Below are 16,994 nucleotides of genomic sequence, written 5' to 3' on the forward strand. Positions count from 1 at the left end.
CATACATTTAGCTTCATACACATGCAATAAAAGCTATGTTATGTTTAAAACATCACTAAAAAACAAGGTGCTAATTCCCCCATACACTTCTATTAAGGCTTAAACAAAGACGCAGCAGCATACAGCAAGTACCAAAACCCTGCTATTTTTTGGAGTGAGCATGAATAACAATGCAAATAACTACGCCAAACAAATTAAAAATGCCAAACGTGGTGGCTATATTCCCACCATCGCGAAGGATGTAAATAAGCATAAAATTCAAAAAGCCCTCAGACTGATCGAACAATGGAGGCAATTGGCCAACGAACTTAAGCCACAAATGCAACTAGACATGGCCTTTACTTTAGAAGAATGCGCCCAAGATCTCGATAAAATCCTAAGACAAAAATAACCTGAAATCCCCCTACAAGCATTGCCATAGCCCGATCTGATTGGGTTATGGCAACAATATTTAAAATTAAAATTCAATTGTCTATTTTTTGGCTTGCAGCTTCAAGAAAATTCTGTAGAATGCAACCCATAATGCCGGCATAGCTCAGTTGGTAGAGCAACTGACTTGTAATCAGTAGGTCCACAGTTCGAATCCGTGTGCCGGCACCATTATCTTAGCCTCGCTTTTTAGTGAGGCTTTGATGTTTCTGGGCTGTATATTTTCATATCTCTTCTTGCCCACGAAACACTCTGCAAGTCTAACTATCCATCCTTATTCAATGTGCCCTACGCATCATTTAGGCATCTTTGCTTGCACTCACCTGTACATAATGAATTAAGCCTTCTTCAAATAAAGTGCTACATAATTTGGCGGTCATTTGAATTTTAAACTGTGCCAAACGCTGTGCCGTTATTTTTGAATTTAAAACCTGATGTGCATATTCTGCAAAGCCCGCCAATACCTGCATGCTAATATTTTCAATTTGAATATTTTTAAATTCAAATCGCTTCAAGCGATTTTCTAAGTCATTTTCTGTGGGTAAACCCGTCACATCAACATCGGCGACTTTAAGTAAGGCACGGTAATGAAGCTGTTGTACTGCATTTAAATTCAAAAATTTCTCATCCACAATTAAATAATGAAAGCCTAAACGACCTTTTGAATTTAAAACTGAGGCTGTGGATAACAAGAATGAATTTAAATTGCTGTGATACGCCGCATCGATACACATCACCACATCGAAACGATTTTGAGGGAAGATTGAATTTAAATTTAAAAATGAATCAGCAAAAACTTCAATCTGTGAGGTCGATATTTGTTTTGAATTTAAAACGTTTTGAATGCGTTGAACACAAGCCACTTGTAGCTCAACTGCTTTGATGGATGAAACCTGATACTGCGTATGCCAATGCCATACACTTGCACCCTGACCACAACCCAAATCTAAGAGCTGATCATTAGGTTGTAGCTTTAAACACTGTGCTAAATGATCTGCAAGTGCTTGGCAAGCTTGAGGATAAGGATCATCCTCTGCCTGCCAATATCCTAAATTACTCCAAGCCAACAGCGCATCATCACCCAAAAATTTTGTATCAATTGCATATTTATGGGTTGGAATATACTGCTTAACTGCTTGAAGCCATTTCATGGATTTAATAACCGAGTTGCGGTGCAACCTCTACTTTAGGTTTTAAGCCCACAAACGGCAATGGTGCACCCAAAATTTCTGCAATATGCATGGCCGAGGTCACTGCCGATTCTAAAATTGGCAAGCCGTCACAAGACCATGAACCACAGAAGAAAACTTTACGCTGTGCTGTCGTATGGCGCTGTTGCAATTGCTTATTTAAAGCCACCGTTTTTGAATCCACAACTGCACGTGTCAGAGTCACAGTTGAAATGACTTTTTTAGGGTCAATCTCAGTCACTGGTCGCCACGTTTGGAAAACTGGTGTTTTGCCAACCAAACTTGGCTCAATCGAATTTAACCACACTGTAAATTGCTGACGAGTAAATTTACGATCCATCATATAACTGAGTACAGACCAGTCTTTACGCTTTGGTGGCATCACAGTGCTGTCTGTATGAATGACTAATTCGCCTTGTTCAAACTTAAATTGTTTTAACAGCGCAATATCATCAGCAAACTGAGTTGGCTCTAAAAATTCTTCAATTTTGGTTGTCGGTGTTGCTACCACCACACGATCAAACAATATCTGCTGACCTTGGGTATTTTCGACCAAAACTTTTTCACCCTGCTCTTCTACCTTGGTAATCGCAGAGCCACTCACCACTTCAATGTTTTCAATCAGCTTACTCACCAAAGCCGAAGTGCCACCTTGAATACGCAGTAAGGCATCGCCATCCGTCAATTGGCGTAAAAAAATTAATAAAGGTTTGGCTGGCCAATCGCCAATGGTTTTAGGGTTACACGTACAAATGGTATACAGCACAGGCATCACCGCGCCATGCCAAAACACTTCTTCAATATCATTGCGGTTAATAAATTCCGCTAAGGTAATGTCTTGGTCTTTCGATTTGAAGAATTTGCTCAGTGCAGTTTTTAGTTGCAACATGCCTTTAACCAAACGCCAGCCGTACTGCTGAATACCTTTACGGTTATTAATGATTGGAATATTGCCAATACGTGTGCGTGAAGTGGTTAACCATGTTTCGGTTTTATCTTCAAATAACCAGCTACAGGCCATATAGGTACGCACTGGAAAAGTAGGAATACCCAGATGAGCTGCCAGACTGAGCGTATTTTTCCATAGATGCGGATTCATCACGCGCAAAGGTGCATCAATAATGCCACCTTCAAATTCAGTGCTATGACTATCCATGCCACGCCCAGGAAGCGCTTCAAAAATTGTAATGCGATGTCCTGCATCTTTCAGAATTCTTGCGGCAGCAAGACCAGCCATGCCGCTGCCGATGACTGCAATATCCAATCTTCTATTCCATATTTGAAATTTTCTAAAATTATGACCCATGCCATAGAAAAATAGGCTATTAAAAACTGCCAAATTCTGTTGTTTTCAGAAACTACGCAATCGGACTAAAAAAACATTGCGTTAACAAATCTTAACATTCAAAAACGGCATGAATAAGCACATGAATTAATTTAATTTTATGCATTTTTAAATAAAAAACCTTATAAAAAAGCAATATACTTTAACCATTTTTTAAAATTCAGTTTTACTTCAATACCTGTTCTCGTTATCATTCAAAGCACATAAAAACGATAACTGTGTCGCATATTTTTATTCTAATAGCTTGTGCGATCACGACAAAAAAAGAAAATACAGCGTAAAAAATCAAGCCCCTGAATCACTTCAGGGGCTTTTTTTATTTCAACAACTTAAACTGCAACATTAAGCTTGAACTGGAATTTCACCAAATTTGCCTTTATTGAAATCATCAAATGCTTGAATGATTTCTTCTTTAGTGTTCATCACAAATGGACCATAGCCTTGGATAGGCTCATCTAAAGGTTCACCAGTCAACACAAGAAATTTTGTGTCCTGATAAGCCTGAAGCTGAATGGCAGTTTCGCCATCTTTGGCAAACATCACAATTGAGCTGTCCACCACTTTTTGAGTTCCATTAATGACCAATTCACCGCTTAATACCACCACAATGGTATTGTGCAACGCAGGCACATGAACAAAAGTTTCATATTCTGCTTTCAACTCACCGTCCCAAACATTGACTGGGCTATAGGTTAGTGCAGGACCTTGATGACCACCAAATTCACCTGCAATCACACGAATGTGACCCGCTTGATCATCCATTTCAATACGTGGAATGTCAGCCACGGTTAATGCTTGATAACGTGGTGCAGTCATTTTATCTTTGGCTGGCAAATTCACCCAAAGCTGTACCATTTCAAACAAACCACCCGCTTGAGCAAACTCAGGAGAGTGAAACTCTTCATGCACGACACCAGAACCAGCTGTCATCCATTGCACATCACCTGATTGGATCGTACCGCCACCGCCACTTGAGTCTTTATGTGTCACTTCACCTTGGTAAGCTAAAGTAACCGTTTCAAAACCACGGTGTGGATGTGAGCCTACGCCATGCTGTGCAGTCGTTGGGCTAAACTGGTAAGGTGCCGCATAGTCCAAGAGTAAAAATGGGCTAATGGCCTGACCTAAACGATCATAAGAAAATAGATTTTTAACTGGAAAACCATCACCAACCCAATGCATGTTTTGATTACGGTATACACCTACAACTTTTTTCATCTTTAACTCCTATATACGCGATAGGATGAACATGGGATCTATCTTATTCTTTTGCTGGTCCACTTTACAGATGCTTGGCAATATTCATAATCTTAAAAATGAGATAATTTAAAGTTTTTAACATTTTTATTTATAGTATTTTTGTAATAATCCCTAATATATTGCGAATAATCCTATTTATATGATTATTTTTCCCATTTATCACCCTTTCATTGTCTTAATAATAGAACTAATATAAAACCGCAATATAACTCCCTAAACACGTTTTGCGCCTCCCTCAACCTTGTGCAAAACACCAAAGAGGAAATATAAAATGGGTAAACCATACGTTCGTTTAGATAAAGATAACGCAGCAGTTCTCTTAGTTGACCACCAAACTGGTCTTCTTTCTCTTGTACGCGATATTGATCCAGACAAATTTAAAAATAACGTTCTTGCTTTAGCAGCAGCAGCAAAATATTTCAATCTTCCAACAATTTTAACAACAAGTTTTGAAGATGGTCCAAATGGTCCTCTTGTTCCTGAATTAGTTGAAATGTTCCCAGATGCGCCTTATATCGCACGCCCAGGCCAAATTAATGCATGGGATAATGAAGACTTTGTTAAAGCAGTAAAAGCAACAGGTAAAAAGCAATTGATCATTGCGGGTGTGGTCACTGAAGTTTGCGTTGCGTTCCCAACACTTTCTGCACTTGCAGAAGACTTTGACGTGTTTGTGATCACTGATGCTTCAGGTACATTCAATCATCTTACTCGTGACTCAGCATGGGACCGTATGTCTCAAGCGGGTGCACAGCTGATGACTTGGTTTGGTACAGCATGTGAATTGCACCGTGACTGGCGCAACGATGTGGATGGTTTAGGTGCACTGTTTGCAGCTCATATCCCTGACTATAAAAACCTGATTCAAAGCTATGTCAAAAACACCACAAAATAATTTATTGTGCTAACAAAAAAGCGGTCTTTTGACCGCTTTTTTTATGCCGATAATCCTTGTACTATCAGTCTATTCATGTGCTTGATTTAAGCCACCTTATTTTCATCATGCATTTTGCCTTTGCATTTCATTATCCATGGAGCCGCGATGCATTCATTTGATGATTACTATTATTTCTATCTTGTAGTTAAACACGGTGGATTTAGTGCCGCCAGCGAAGCCTCCAACATTACTAAATCTAAATTGAGTCGCCGTATTTTAGACTTAGAAGCACAATACAATGTTACGCTCATTCAACGTTCAACTCGCCATTTTAAAGTGACACCCTTAGGCCAAGAACTGTTTGAGGAATGTACCAAACTGATTCATCAAGTTGAATGTGCTAACAATGTGCTTTTAAAACAAAAAAGCGAGCCACAAGGCTTGGTCAAAATTAGTTGTCCATCTGTCATGATGCGCTATCAAATCCGTAGTCTGCTGAACAGTTTTTTACTGCAGTATCCGCAGGTTAGCGTAGAAATGGAACTGACAAGCCGTCGGGTTGATGTACTGCACGATGATATTGATTTAGCAATCCGAACTAATTTTCAAGCCAATGAAGATTCGAGCATTGTAGTGCGTGACGTTATTAGAACCTCACATTGCTTAGTGGCTAGCCCAGCATTACTTCAAGGGCGCGTTATTCGCTATGCAACAGAACTCAACGATTATCCAAGCATTGTTTTGGGTACACAGAAACAAAATTATCAGTGGACGCTCCATCATACAGAGCTAAATGAGCAAATCGTTGTTCCTTTAGAGCCACGCGTGAAAAGTAATGATTTGGCTGGAGTGTATTATTCTGTGATTGATGGCCTTGGTATTGCTGACCTGCCCTATTTGACCGTTGAAAAAGATATTGCTGAAGGACGCTTAGTGCACATTCTGCCAGAGTGGTGCTCTAATGTCGGCACAATTCAATTGGTCTATGCTTCACGTAAAGGCCAACGTCTGGTGATGGAAAAATTAATTGATCACTTGGTAGAAGGCCTGCGTAGTCATGCAGAAACTTATAAAGGCTATTTGGTTTAAGCATCTACCATTTGTGCAAAAAACCATAAAAAAATCCAGCCAAGTGGCTGGATTTTTTAAATCATGATCTTTTCAGATTAGATTTTACCGACTAGATCAATAGAAGGAGCTAAAGTTGCTTCACCTTCTTTCCACTTCGCTGGACAAACTTCGCCAGGGTGAGCATGTACATATTGAGCTGCTTTTACTTTACGAAGCAATTCAGATGCATCACGACCAATACCGCCAGCGTTAATTTCAACGATTTGGATTTTGCCATCTGGATCAATTACAAACGTACCACGGTCTGCAAGACCATCTGCTTCAATGAGTACTTCAAAGTTTTTAGACAATGTCCAAGTTGGATCGCCAATCATTGGATACTGAATTTTTTTAATTTCATCAGAAGAATCATGCCAAGCTTTATGCGTGAAGTGTGTATCCGTAGATACTGAGTAAATTTCTACGCCTAATTTTTGGAATTCAGCATAGTGATCAGCTAAATCGCCTAATTCTGTTGGACATACAAAAGTAAAGTCAGCAGGATAGAAGAAAACAACTGACCATTTGCCTTTCATATCTTGCTCAGATACTTCAACAAATTGACCATTTTGGTAAGCCGTTGCATTAAATGGTTTTACTTCTGTGTTAATCAAACTCATCGTGTATTCCTCTTCAATCATTTATGGGATTGCTTATCTGTTGAAGCTAGAATACGAAAAATACCTGCATAGGTAAAACTGTTCTTTTTTATAAAAACAATCGAATATTTCGATTTATAATTTCTATCATTTTTCTCAAAATTATCTAATTTAGCTATGCTAGATGGTATTTAACGAATACCACGCAGAACGTGCTAATTGCTCCTGATAGTGCAATGGCGAAGTTTGTACACGGCCTGATAGCCAAGCCCGGCAGTAATTTTCAGTTGGGCCTATCACCAAAGAAAATAATAGTTCATAAGGAATATTTTCCAGTTGCGTAGCGTCTGATTGCTGGTCAATCCAGCTGAGCAAGTGCTGATTTCTTTGCTGGTTCTGTCGCTCAATCTGGCTTTGGGTCTCACTGCTAAAATTGCTACGCGCAGTATATAAAAATCGTGCAAATTGGGGATGTTGCACAGTCCAAAGAATATAATGATGTATGAGAACAGCGATCCCTTGTTGTAGACCTTGCACATCTTTTAAAGCTTGATAACGTTGCTGGCTTTGATCTTGTAAAGCACTCAAATAAAGCATGCTAACGATGCCTTCTTTATTTTTAAAATGATGGTAAATCGCTCCTACACTGGCTCCAGAGCGCTCACAAATCTGTTCAATCGTTGTCGTTTCTATGCCCTGTTCCAAAAAGCAATCTAATGCTTCTGCCAAGATTTGACGTTTCAGTAAAGCTCGTTTCCCTGAGTAAATGCGTTGTAGTAAATCTTGTTCGTGCATTATGGTCGCCATTTATATCCTGTGCTTATCATAATATTTTTATGGCAATTTGAAAGAGCTCAACCGTCACCAAAGCCATTTACAGAATATTATTCTGTTTTAAAGTGTAGAAAAACAAATCAAGGAAAAAAAGATGAGCCAAGCCCTCAAAGTATGGAAGGCACTAGAAAATAAGCCTGCGGGAAAATGGACTTTTTCTAAAATGCTGTGCCTAAAGGCCCCTTACTTCAGCAGTATTTCACCGCTATTTGAACAGCTTGAGCCTGGCCGTTGCATGATAAAAATGAAAAAGCACCGTGCTGTGCTCAATCATTTGGGAACAGTGCATGCCATTGCCATGTGCAACATGGCAGAACTCGCTGGTGGCACCATGACCGATGCTACGGTACCCAGCACACATCGCTGGATTCCAAAAGGTATGAGCGTCGAATATCTTAAAAAAGCCAAAACCGATTTGACCGCTATAGCGACTTCAGCACAAACGAATGTTGTCTGGACGGATAGTGGGGAATATTTGGTTCATGTCGAAATTAGCGATCAAGCACAAGATATTGTATTCCGTGCTGTCATTACCATGCAGGTCTCTAAAAAATAAACCACAATAATACGACATAAAAAAACCGCCTATAACAGGCGGTTTTTTTATAACGATCTTTCGACTTAAAACGGAAGGTCGTCATCTAAATCTGCTGGTGCAGATGCTGGCGCTGCTTGTGGTTTTGGCGCAAAAGCTGCAGGGTTGTTATTACCATAACCATTCGATTGGTTATTGTTAAAACCACCTTGCTGACCGCCACCATAGCCACCTTGGTTAGAGTTCGCATTGCCATAACCGCCCTGCTGGCCGTAACCGCCTTGCTGACCGCCATTATTATTGTTAAAACGTGGTTGCTCAAAGCCCTGGCCTTGATCACCTTGCTGACGGTTGCTGTCTAGCATCTGCATTTGTTCGCCACGGATTTCAGTTGTATAGCGTTCTTGACCATTTTGATCTGTCCACTGGCGAGTACGTAGTGAACCTTCGATATACACTTTTGAACCTTTGCGTAGGTATTGCTGTGCAATTTCACCTAGGCGATTGTGCAATACAATACGGTGCCATTCAGTTTGTTCTTTACGTTCACCCGTATTTTTGTCAGTCCACGAATCGCTCGTCGCAATTGAGAACTGAGTCAAAGAGCCGCCATTTGGAAAAGTTTTGGTTTCTGGGTCTTTACCCAAAGTACCCACTAAAATGACCTTATTTACACCACGCATCAGACGTATTCTTCCTATTTGTTTCTATTATTTACTTTATAAGAGTTATGCTTAAATGGCTAGCTCTTTCCCAAGCAACTGCGTTAAGTGCTGTCGCGCTGGCTCATCTATGAGCTGCTTATCGACTTTTACATACGCCACTTGCTGGTCGGCCATTACCACGACCTCTTCAATACCACGAATTGCTAAAAGCTGAGAAGCCCATTCATCTGTTTGTTGTGTTTCTGGCAAACGAAACACCATAGAAGACAAATAACGTGGTTGCGCTAAACCAAAGCTAATCACTAACCAAAGAATGGCAATCACGGTAAGTATGCCCCACCCAACCGAAGTATCTTGTATTTGAAGCAATTGACCACCCAACATACCACCAAAGAAAGCACCCAAAAACTGACTGCTGGCATTCACACCCATTGCTGTGGCTTTAGACTGAATCGGTGCTGCTTTAGATAGCCACGACGGCAATAAAGCTTCCATTACATTAAATGCAATAAAGAATAAGCCTAAACCTGTGAGCAAAATATATTTGGATTCAAAACCAAAGATCAATACCAATAGACCGAGAATAATCCCGCCTATGGCTGTGAGAAATATGCCACGCATTTTGCGATATTTTTCTGCCAAAATAATACTTGGAAAGGCAAAAAATAGACTAATCACCAACAGTGGCAAATACACCAAACCATGACTAGATAATGGGATTTTTGCAAAATCAATCAGCTGTGAAGGTACATAAATAAACATTGCTGTGAGCAATAAATGCAAAGAAAACACCGAGACATGCAGACGGTTTAAGTCTGGCATTTTAAGGACTTCTTTGAGCTGTGTGAGGTAGCCTTGTTGGAAATTACGATGGTGACGAGTGACTTTGGGAACCATGAGCAACATAGCAATTGCAGCCAAGCCCATCACAGTCGTCACCCAAAAAAGGCCTGAAATTCCAACCATGCTGGTGAGCCAAGGCCCCAAACTAAACGCCACCACAAAAGATAAGCCAATGCTCATACCCATAACAGCCATGGCTTTGGTACGTTGCTCTTCACGCGTAACATCGGCCAAAAGTGCCATCACCACTGCCGATACAGCGCCACCACCTGCAATTGCGCGACCAATAATGACGCCATAGATGGTTTCAGACATCGCAGCTACCGCACCGCCTAATGCAAAGAGCAAGAGACCAATGACCACCAAAGGTTTACGGCTATAACGGTCAGCAATTAAGCTAAATGGAATCTGTAAAATCGCTTGGGTTAAACCATACACCCCTACAGCTAAACCAATCAGCGCAGGTGTTGCATATTGATATGACTGCCCTGCAACTGAAAATACGGGGATAATCATGAACAAGCCCAACATGCGCAATGCAAAAATACTGCTTAGGGCAAAGGTTGAGCGACGTTCTAAGGCATTCATCATATCAATAAGCGAAAATTAAAAAGGAAAACTGGTGCAACTATCGTACATCATTCCAGCCACCAATGCAGATGTATTGATGACTCATAGGCAATAAAAAAGGGTGCATGACTGCACCCTTTTTTATTGTATTGGTTTTTCTTAAATCTGGCTTAACCCAGCTGTTCTTGACGCTTTTTGTACTGAATTGATGCAATCACTGCCCAAACAATAAATGCCACACCAATCAAGCCTGTAACTACTTCTGGAATATGTACACCTGTACCGCTGGCAAGCATAATGAATGCTAATGCACCAATCGCATAATGCGCACCATGTTCAAGGAAAATATAAGCATCTAAAGTGCCTTTATCAACCAAGTAAATCGTCATTGAACGCACGAACATCGCACCAATCGCAAGACCCAGCATAATAATGACCACATCTGATGTAATCGCAAATGCGCCAATCACGCCATCAAAACTAAATGAGGCATCTAACACTTCAAGATAGATAAAACCACCAATTCCGGCTTTAATCACACCTGTCGGCGCACCATTTGAATCATGGCCAACCGCGTTGCCATTTTCGTCCACTTCTGGCTCGCCACCCAATAAGTGACTTAATACTTGTACACCAATATAAATCACGATGCCCCAAATACCTGCCATAGTGACCACTAAGCGTTTGCTTTCATCCACATTGGCTGCCATGATCAATAATGCAATTAATGCAATAAATACCGACATAGCAGGGACATTAGCCAAGTTGGCTAGACGACGCTCAATCCACTTAAACCAATGGGTATCTTTACCTTCATCCAAAAAGAAGTTTAAAAATACTAACAATAAGAATGCGCCACCAAAGGCTGCAATTTCTGCATGATGTGCCATGAGTTTTTCGGAATAATGCGTTGGATCATTCAACGCCATATTCACCACTTCTAGCATTCCCATGTCTGCGGTAACCGCCACAATCACAATTGGGAACACCAAACGCATACCAAACACCGCAATCACAATACCTACGGTCAAGAAAATCATTTTCCAAAAATGATCCCAACCACGTAGTACAGATGCATTCACAACCGCATTATCAAAAGATAAAGACACTTCCATTACCGCTAAAATCGCTGTAATGGTCAGTGCCGTAATCATGGCCTGTACGCCTGCATTGGGTCCGTGATTGAACCCCCAATATGCAGAAATAGCTAAGCACACGATTGTAAATACAATAGAGAAACCAAAATGTTTCCACATAATTCAATCGACCTAAAATTAGTATTTGAATACATAAAAATTAGACAGAACAAAAACTTAAATATAGTTATTTCACGCGTGTACCTAAGGTTTTTGCTTTGTTTAACTTTTATTTGACCTGACTAATGCGCAAGCTTTTAATCAAGAACGTCATAAAATGTGCTTATTATGGCTTGTTTATGTGTAAAAACCACTGCCGACTCTGCTAATTTTTCAAAACAACAACCTTGTTTTAGGCTTTATCCATTACTCTTAGCACACGATGCTTATATAGGACATGTCTATGCGTTTTTCTGAGGATCTTTGGCAACGCAATCTAAATCTTTATCAACAAATATTGGCCCACCCTTTTAATCAAGAGCTTGCGCAAGGTTCTCTCAAGCAAGAGGCCTTTTGCCATTATATTATTCAAGATGCGCATTATTTAGTGAACTATGGACGTGCCCTCGCTGTTTGTGCAGCCAAAGCCTTCGATGCAGAAGATATTATTCAGTTTTCGGAAGCAGCCAAATTAGCGATTGTATTTGAACGTGATATGCATAATAGCTTCTTTGCAAACTTTCACATTAGCGCAACCGATTTTAGCAATACGCCTCTCAGTCTAGCTTGTCACCATTACAGCTCATTTTTAACTGCAACCGCATGGTCTGAAAGCTACCCTGTGGTATTGGCATCATTACTACCATGTTTTTGGATTTACGCTGAAGTAGGTAAGGCTATTGTGCAACAGTCTGCACCCGATAACCCCTATCAAGCATGGATTGATACCTATGCAGGCGATGAATTTAATGACGCAGTGAATAATGTATTAGCGACCATTGATCGTATAGCGAGTCGCTGCGATGCCGATACCTTAAAAAAAATGCATCAGGCCTATCGCAAAGGGGCTGAGCTCGAATGGCTGTTTTGGGACAGTGCCTACCATCAATTAAAATGGCCAGGCTTAAGCCCAGAATAAATTAAATATTATCGTTCAGATACAGAAGCTCATAGGCTATGGGCTTCATCCTTCCAACGCATAAAATGAGATAGTTAGGGAACAATTATCCATGTGCCATATAGGCATTCCAGCCATAAATGAGCACTGCAGCGACGAACACCCAACACAAGGTCGCAAGGCTCAAACACGAAATTACGGACATGCGAGTTGCCAACAGGTAAACCACCAACAAATAAACAAAATAAGGAATCAGCGCCCACAGTCCAAACAAGGCGGTTTGTGCTAGGGCTTCACTGCCACGCTCTTGCGCTACAATCACATGCGCAATTAAAGCAAAGGTTGGGAACAGAGGAACCAAACCTGCAATATAAAATGCCTTACTTTTTGAAAGAATAGAAATCAGAAGCACCACTGCCGCCCCCATGACACATTTCAAAAATAAAGACAGCATAGCCCATCCAATGGTTTGAGATTTAAAGACCTTAGTCTACGCCGGTTGCCCAATTTTAAACATGCGCTCCTTTTAATCGGTCATAAAAAAATAATAAATCTGCATTAGACTTTATTTTATAAATCATGCATTATAAATGATAATAATTATCATTCAGTTTTTGGATATTTAATTCTTGCGAGGCAAAACAAATGCATCAAAATAATTTAGGCACTGAAGCCATCCGCGCATTTTTTACATTGCAATGTTGCTGGCTCAACAGTGAAGAAGTGTATTTAGAAAAAGGCTGTACGCATTGTGGCTCCGCTGCCACGTATTTAATTTATTTTACTAACGTTCATATTCAAAAGCTGATGTTGCAATTTATTCAGCAGTATCAATGCCATCTGTCACAACGCATGGATTTACTTGATTTGCATGATTTTGAAACCGACTACAATCAATTTTTAAGCATTTTAGAAAATGAAATTAATTTTTATGCTCGAACACATCATGAAATACCTCGAACTCAAGTATTTGAAGACATCGAATCTATTTTTGAACGCCCTTACTCGCATGCCTGCTAATTCATAGCATTATTAAAATGATCTTTACCATAAAGGGGAAATCCTAGGGCCTCTTTATGGTTGTTCTGCATGAAATTTTATGCAAACCAATTAACCACCACCAAGGCAATAAACGCAGGTAAAGCCTGTACATATAAAATCTTTTTACTGACGGTGATTGCACCATAAACACCAGCCACCACAATACAGCCCAAAAAGAAATTGGCCAATGAAATGGCAAAAGAACCTGTGGCACAAAGCGACCAGATTAATCCAGCAGCCAAGAAACCATTATATAACCCCTGATTTTGTGCAAGAACTTTAGTCAGTTGTGCTTTTTGTAGCGTATTGCCAAAAATCTTCATGCCCAAAGGTTGATCCCATAAAAACATTTCTAGCACCAAAAACCCAATATGTAAGATTGCTACCAATGCAATACACAGTTGACCGAGTATCATCTTTACACTCCTTGATTCACGTTATTTTTATTAAATAGAAGCATTACATGTCTTGTATGCCGTTTTACAATACAACAATGAGGCCAAATATGAAAAATCACATTCAAGACGACATAAATTGACCCTTAAAATCATCTGAACAACACTTGAACATTTTTCATGCGCTATCATATAGACCTGTATTGAAAATAAATTTTAGGATCATTTCATGAGCCAAAGCCATATCCGAATTCGAGGCGCACGTACCCACAATTTAAAAAATGTGAACCTTGATATTCCCCGCGACAAATTCGTGGTGATTACGGGGCTGTCAGGCTCAGGTAAATCTTCCCTTGCCTTTGATACCTTGTATGCCGAAGGACAGCGCCGCTATGTCGAATCGCTGTCAGCTTATGCACGCCAGTTCCTTTCGCAAATGGAAAAACCTGAAGTCGACTCTATTGAAGGCTTGAGTCCTGCGATTGCCATCGAGCAGAAATCAACCAGTCATAACCCGCGTTCAACCGTGGGGACGATTACAGAAATTTATGACTATTTACGTTTATTGTATGCACGTGTAGGCACACCTTACTGCCCTGAACATGATCTGCCAATGGTCGCACAAACCGTATCTGAAATGGTTGATGCGGTTAAAAGCTTAGAGGAAGGTACTGCCTTGATGTTGCTTGCACCTGTGGTTCGCGAGCGTAAGGGGGAATATTCCAACCTATTCGAACAGTTACAAAGCCAAGGTTTTGTTCGCGCGCGTGTCGATGGAGAAGTCATCGACATTGACCCGATTCCGGAATTAGACAAAAAGAAAAAACACACCATTGAAGTGGTGGTAGATCGTTTTAAAGTTCGTGATGATTTGGGTAATCGTATTGCTGAAAGCTTTGAAACTGCACTGCGTTTAGGCGGTGATATTGCAATGTTGTCATGGATGAAGGGTGAGCAAGATGACCGTGTGTTTTCAGCAAAACACTCTTGCCCTGAGTGTGACCGTGCAGTTGCTGAATTAGAACCTCGCCTATTTTCATTTAACAACCCATTTGGTGCATGTCCGACTTGTGATGGCTTAGGCACACGTAGTCATTTTAGTGCAGATAAACTGATTCCAAATAATGAAGTCTCTATTAGCCAAGGTGCAATCCGTGGTTGGGATCGTCAGCGCCCTTACTATTACAGCATGATTGAAAAAGTGGCAGCACATTTTGGCTTCTCGTTGGATACGCCTTGGAACGAACTGGATGCCGACACCAAAAAGAAATTCCTTTACGGCACAGGCAAAGAAAAAGTTGATCTAAGCTATATTGATGAGCGTGGCCGTAAGCACAATCGTGTACAAGCGTTTGAAGGTATTTTGCCACATCTAGAACGCCGTTACCGTGAAACAGAAAGCAATTATGTGCGTGAAGATTTAGCGCAGTATTTATCTAATGCAGCCTGTGATGCCTGTGGTGGTTCACGTCTGAATGAAATCTCACGTCATGTCCGCGTAAAAGACAAAACCATTGCCGAAATTACTAAAATGTCGATTGGCGATGCTGAAAATTATTATCAAGACCTGAATTTGGAAGGTGCTAAAGGTGAAATTGCCGATAAGATTTTTAAAGAAATCCGTGAGCGTTTGCACTTTCTAGTGTCAGTCGGCTTGAACTACTTAAGCCTATCTCGTTCTGCTGAAACTTTATCGGGTGGTGAGGCGCAGCGTATCCGTTTGGCATCACAAATTGGTGCAGGTCTAATGGGTGTGATGTATGTGCTGGATGAACCTTCGATTGGTTTGCATCAGCGTGATAACGACCGTTTACTCGAAACTTTAGTCCGCTTGCGTGACCTCGGCAATACCGTGCTTGTGGTAGAGCATGATGAAGATGCCATTCGTGCCGCCGACCATATTATTGATATTGGGCCAGGTGCAGGCATTCATGGCGGTCATGTGATTGCTGAAGGTACATACGATGAAATTTTGAAAAATGAAAATTCGCTTACAGGGAATTACCTCTCTGGTAAGCTGAAAATTGAAGTGCCTAAAACACGCGTACAGCCACCAAAACCCGAAGAGCAAATTAAGCTGATGGGCGCTGCAGGCCATAACTTAAAGAATGTTGATCTCAGCATTCCTTTAGGCATTATGACCTGTGTGACAGGTGTATCAGGTTCAGGCAAATCAACCTTAATTAACCGCACATTACTGCCTTTAGCAGCCACGCAGCTCAATGGTGCAACCACGTTAACTGCGGAAAAATTCGATTCGATTGATGGTTTGCAATTCCTCGATAAAGTTGTGGATATTGACCAAAGCCCAATTGGACGCACACCACGTTCAAACCCTGCAACTTATACGGGCTTATTTACCCCTATTCGTGAGTTGTTCGCACAGACGCCAGAAGCTAAAGCGCGTGGTTATGCTGCAGGTCGTTTCTCGTTTAACGTAAAAGGTGGACGCTGTGAAGCCTGTGAAGGCGATGGCATGATTAAAGTAGCGATGCATTTCTTACCCGATATGTACGTGCCTTGTGATGCCTGCCATGGCAAACGTTATAACCGTGAAACCCTAGAAGTGGGTTATAAAGGTCAAAATATTTCTGATGTGTTAGAAATGACCGTTGAAGATGCGATGCATTTCTTTGATGCGATTCCAGTGATTCATCGTCGTTTAGAAACTTTGCATCAAGTTGGCTTGGGCTATATTCGTTTGGGTCAATCTGCCACTACTCTTTCAGGTGGTGAAGCACAACGTGTGAAACTTGCTCGTGAGCTTGCGAAGCGCGATACAGGTAAAACTTTGTATGTGTTAGATGAACCGACCACAGGTTTGCACTTCCATGACATTGCCAAGTTGCTCGATATTCTTCATGAGCTACGCAACAAGGGTAATACCATTGTGGTGATTGAGCATAATTTGGATGTGATTAAAACCGCAGACTGGATTGTGGACTTAGGCCCTGAAGGTGGTTCTGGTGGCGGTATGATTGTGGCCGAGGGTACACCTGAAGAAGTGGCTAAATCTAAAGTTTCGCATACAGCGAAGTTTTTGAAACCGATGTTATAATTTTTTTAAGACTAGGAAATCCAGTATTTCCTAGTCTTTATTTCTATTTG

General features: G+C 40.8%; 17 protein-coding genes and 1 tRNA gene. 8 read left to right on the forward strand and 10 right to left on the reverse strand.

Translation table 11 applies throughout. The features are described from left to right. Positions 1–160 precede the first annotated feature (160 nt). Entirely contained in the window at positions 161–391 is a 231-nt protein-coding gene (locus D9K81_RS06875; protein ID WP_120374883.1) for a hypothetical protein, read from the forward strand. Between the two features lie 133 nt (positions 392–524). Beyond that, positions 525–600 (forward strand) — tRNA-Thr (locus D9K81_RS06880). A gap of 128 nt (positions 601–728) precedes the next feature. Here the strand turns inward: D9K81_RS06880 and D9K81_RS06885 are convergent. From D9K81_RS06885 to D9K81_RS06895, 3 genes are all read right to left on the reverse strand, one after another. Beyond that, complete coding sequence (locus D9K81_RS06885) at positions 729–1,580, reverse strand: SAM-dependent methyltransferase (RefSeq protein ID WP_120374884.1); 852 nt, start codon at positions 1,578–1,580, stop codon at positions 729–731. A 4-nt stretch (positions 1,581–1,584) separates the two neighbouring features. After that, entirely contained in the window at positions 1,585–2,883 is a 1,299-nt protein-coding gene (locus D9K81_RS06890) for an FAD-dependent oxidoreductase (protein ID WP_198488379.1), read from the reverse strand. 423 nt (positions 2,884–3,306) lie between these two features. Then, positions 3,307–4,182 carry a pirin family protein gene (locus D9K81_RS06895; RefSeq protein WP_120374886.1) on the reverse strand — a complete coding sequence of 292 codons (876 nt, stop codon included), beginning with the start codon at positions 4,180–4,182 and terminating at the stop codon, positions 3,307–3,309. 313 nt (positions 4,183–4,495) lie between these two features. Between D9K81_RS06895 and ycaC the strand changes: the two genes are divergently transcribed. Both ycaC and D9K81_RS06905 read left to right on the forward strand, forming a co-directional pair. Continuing rightward, the gene (gene ycaC, locus D9K81_RS06900; protein ID WP_120374887.1) at positions 4,496–5,119 is read left to right on the forward strand and encodes an isochorismate family cysteine hydrolase YcaC; all 624 of its coding nucleotides are present in this window, start codon (positions 4,496–4,498) and stop codon (positions 5,117–5,119) included. Between the two features lie 147 nt (positions 5,120–5,266). Beyond that, positions 5,267–6,190, forward strand: coding sequence for a LysR substrate-binding domain-containing protein (locus D9K81_RS06905; protein ID WP_120374888.1), 924 nt, complete (start codon positions 5,267–5,269; stop codon positions 6,188–6,190). 77 nt (positions 6,191–6,267) lie between these two features. Here D9K81_RS06905 and ahpC read toward each other — a convergent pair whose 3' ends face one another. Both ahpC and D9K81_RS06915 read right to left on the reverse strand, forming a co-directional pair. After that, entirely contained in the window at positions 6,268–6,831 is a 564-nt protein-coding gene (gene ahpC, locus D9K81_RS06910; RefSeq protein ID WP_120374959.1) for an alkyl hydroperoxide reductase subunit C, read from the reverse strand. A gap of 159 nt (positions 6,832–6,990) precedes the next feature. Further along, positions 6,991–7,608 carry a TetR/AcrR family transcriptional regulator gene (locus D9K81_RS06915; protein ID WP_171406897.1) on the reverse strand — a complete coding sequence of 206 codons (618 nt, stop codon included), beginning with the start codon at positions 7,606–7,608 and terminating at the stop codon, positions 6,991–6,993. A gap of 130 nt (positions 7,609–7,738) precedes the next feature. Here D9K81_RS06915 and D9K81_RS06920 point away from each other — a divergent pair, with 130 nt between their 5' ends. Next, on the forward strand, positions 7,739–8,200 hold the full coding sequence (locus D9K81_RS06920) for a hotdog fold domain-containing protein (protein ID WP_120374890.1): 462 nt from the start codon (positions 7,739–7,741) through the stop codon (positions 8,198–8,200). Positions 8,201–8,265: 65 nt separating this feature from the next. On the opposite strand, the gene ssb is transcribed toward D9K81_RS06920, so the two are convergent. The 3 genes from ssb to D9K81_RS06935 form a co-directional block, all read right to left on the reverse strand. Continuing rightward, a complete protein-coding gene (gene ssb, locus D9K81_RS06925) occupies positions 8,266–8,862 on the reverse strand; it encodes a single-stranded DNA-binding protein (RefSeq protein ID WP_120374891.1) in 597 nt (198 codons plus the stop codon). A gap of 51 nt (positions 8,863–8,913) precedes the next feature. Beyond that, entirely contained in the window at positions 8,914–10,278 is a 1,365-nt protein-coding gene (locus tag D9K81_RS06930) for an MFS transporter (protein ID WP_120374892.1), read from the reverse strand. 149 nt (positions 10,279–10,427) lie between these two features. Further along, positions 10,428–11,513 (reverse strand): DUF475 domain-containing protein, encoded by a 1,086-nt coding sequence (locus tag D9K81_RS06935; protein ID WP_120374893.1) that lies wholly within the window; start codon positions 11,511–11,513, stop codon positions 10,428–10,430. Between the two features lie 283 nt (positions 11,514–11,796). On the opposite strand from D9K81_RS06935, the gene tenA reads away from it, so the two are divergent. Continuing rightward, on the forward strand, positions 11,797–12,471 hold the full coding sequence (gene tenA, locus D9K81_RS06940) for a thiaminase II (protein ID WP_120374894.1): 675 nt from the start codon (positions 11,797–11,799) through the stop codon (positions 12,469–12,471). Positions 12,472–12,556: 85 nt separating this feature from the next. Here tenA and D9K81_RS06945 read toward each other — a convergent pair whose 3' ends face one another. Next, positions 12,557–12,904: a GlpM family protein gene (locus D9K81_RS06945; protein ID WP_120374895.1), complete on the reverse strand. Its 348-nt coding sequence runs from the start codon at positions 12,902–12,904 to the stop codon at positions 12,557–12,559. Positions 12,905–13,095: 191 nt separating this feature from the next. Between D9K81_RS06945 and D9K81_RS06950 the strand changes: the two genes are divergently transcribed. Continuing rightward, positions 13,096–13,470, forward strand: a complete 375-nt coding sequence (locus tag D9K81_RS06950; protein WP_120374896.1) for a hypothetical protein — start codon at positions 13,096–13,098, stop codon at positions 13,468–13,470. 77 nt (positions 13,471–13,547) lie between these two features. Here the strand turns inward: D9K81_RS06950 and D9K81_RS06955 are convergent, their stop codons facing one another. Then, positions 13,548–13,907 carry a DUF1304 domain-containing protein gene (locus D9K81_RS06955; protein WP_227602031.1) on the reverse strand — a complete coding sequence of 120 codons (360 nt, stop codon included), beginning with the start codon at positions 13,905–13,907 and terminating at the stop codon, positions 13,548–13,550. 208 nt (positions 13,908–14,115) lie between these two features. Between D9K81_RS06955 and uvrA the strand changes: the two genes are divergently transcribed. Further along, positions 14,116–16,944 carry an excinuclease ABC subunit UvrA gene (gene uvrA / locus D9K81_RS06960; protein WP_120374897.1) on the forward strand — a complete coding sequence of 943 codons (2,829 nt, stop codon included), beginning with the start codon at positions 14,116–14,118 and terminating at the stop codon, positions 16,942–16,944. Positions 16,945–16,994: the final 50 nt, after the last annotated feature.

It is taken from the genome of Acinetobacter chengduensis (assembly GCF_003664645.1).
Classification (GTDB): Bacteria; Pseudomonadota; Gammaproteobacteria; order Pseudomonadales; family Moraxellaceae; genus Acinetobacter; species Acinetobacter chengduensis.

Excerpts from the sequence above, each read along its gene's own strand:
- ahpC (WP_120374959.1), bottom strand. The coding sequence starts at position 6,831 with ATGAGTTTGATTAACACAGAAGTAAAACCATTTAATGCAACGGCTTAC.
- D9K81_RS06930 (WP_120374892.1), bottom strand. The coding sequence starts at position 10,278 with ATGATGAATGCCTTAGAACGTCGCTCAACCTTTGCCCTAAGCAGTATT.
- D9K81_RS06935 (WP_120374893.1), bottom strand. The coding sequence starts at position 11,513 with ATGTGGAAACATTTTGGTTTCTCTATTGTATTTACAATCGTGTGCTTA.
- tenA (WP_120374894.1), top strand. The coding sequence starts at position 11,797 with ATGCGTTTTTCTGAGGATCTTTGGCAACGCAATCTAAATCTTTATCAA.
- D9K81_RS06920 (WP_120374890.1), top strand. The coding sequence starts at position 7,739 with ATGAGCCAAGCCCTCAAAGTATGGAAGGCACTAGAAAATAAGCCTGCG.
- D9K81_RS06950 (WP_120374896.1), top strand. The coding sequence starts at position 13,096 with ATGCATCAAAATAATTTAGGCACTGAAGCCATCCGCGCATTTTTTACA.
- D9K81_RS06905 (WP_120374888.1), top strand. The coding sequence starts at position 5,267 with ATGCATTCATTTGATGATTACTATTATTTCTATCTTGTAGTTAAACAC.
- D9K81_RS06885 (WP_120374884.1), bottom strand. The coding sequence starts at position 1,580 with ATGAAATGGCTTCAAGCAGTTAAGCAGTATATTCCAACCCATAAATAT.
- D9K81_RS06955 (WP_227602031.1), bottom strand. The coding sequence starts at position 13,907 with ATGATACTCGGTCAACTGTGTATTGCATTGGTAGCAATCTTACATATT.
- D9K81_RS06945 (WP_120374895.1), bottom strand. The coding sequence starts at position 12,904 with ATGCTGTCTTTATTTTTGAAATGTGTCATGGGGGCGGCAGTGGTGCTT.
- ycaC (WP_120374887.1), top strand. The coding sequence starts at position 4,496 with ATGGGTAAACCATACGTTCGTTTAGATAAAGATAACGCAGCAGTTCTC.
- D9K81_RS06895 (WP_120374886.1), bottom strand. The coding sequence starts at position 4,182 with ATGAAAAAAGTTGTAGGTGTATACCGTAATCAAAACATGCATTGGGTT.
- uvrA (WP_120374897.1), top strand. The coding sequence starts at position 14,116 with ATGAGCCAAAGCCATATCCGAATTCGAGGCGCACGTACCCACAATTTA.
- ssb (WP_120374891.1), bottom strand. The coding sequence starts at position 8,862 with ATGCGTGGTGTAAATAAGGTCATTTTAGTGGGTACTTTGGGTAAAGAC.
- D9K81_RS06875 (WP_120374883.1), top strand. The coding sequence starts at position 161 with ATGAATAACAATGCAAATAACTACGCCAAACAAATTAAAAATGCCAAA.